Below are 762 nucleotides of genomic sequence, written 5' to 3' on the forward strand. Positions count from 1 at the left end.
CATGGTGCCTCCGGTGCATTTAAGTACCACATAAGTGTGGCAGATCCTCGGGAGGGGGAATCCATGTCATTCGTTAGGGTAACTAAAATGGACATATCTATTGAGTTAGTCTCCTTAGGAGATGCTGATGCACTTCTAGAGTTTGAATTGGCGAATCGTTCTTGGTTTGAGCAGCATGTTCTGCCTCGTGATGAGTCATTTTACACCTCACAAGGTGTGAGAAGTCAGATTTCAGAGTTTCTGTCACTGCATGCTAACGGTGAAATGTATCCAATGCTTATTCGTAGCAACTCGCAAGAAATTTGCGGCAGGGTCAATGTTCATCGAGTTGAAGCAAATACATACACAGGTGAGCTAGGCTATCGCATAGGTCAACAATTTACTTCGAAAGGTATTGCATCACAGGCGGTCGGTAAACTGGTCGATTATTTGGTTTCAGAAGCACAGTTGAGCACTTTGAGAGCAATAGTTCTTTGTAGTAACGAAGGTTCCCAAAAAGTACTTGAACGAAATGGTTTCAGTAAAGTGAAAGGCATTGCGAATTACGCGAAATTAAATGGTGAAGTTAGGGATGCCATAGAGTACGAGTTATCGTTACCTTAACAAATTGCTTAAGACGGACACAAAACGCTTGGCATTTTTGCTTTGCAAAAGTGTATGCCAAGGTTCTGTGCCACTTAGCAAAGCGTTGAGGCTGTAGAATTTCTCTTTTTTCAACCAATATCACCTGACTTTTTGAGCACTTTTTTCGTCTAAATTAGC

Annotated in this window: 1 protein-coding gene; it reads left to right on the forward strand. The window is 41.9% G+C overall.

Annotated features, from left to right (window positions below):
• The coding region (locus Q1A70_RS20215) for a GNAT family N-acetyltransferase (RefSeq protein WP_299695832.1) at positions 1-603 on the forward strand (603 nt) is incomplete at its 5' end.
• Positions 604-762 lie beyond the last annotated feature (159 nt).

It is taken from the genome of uncultured Vibrio sp. (assembly GCF_947488985.1).
Lineage (GTDB): Bacteria > Pseudomonadota > Gammaproteobacteria > Enterobacterales > Vibrionaceae > Vibrio.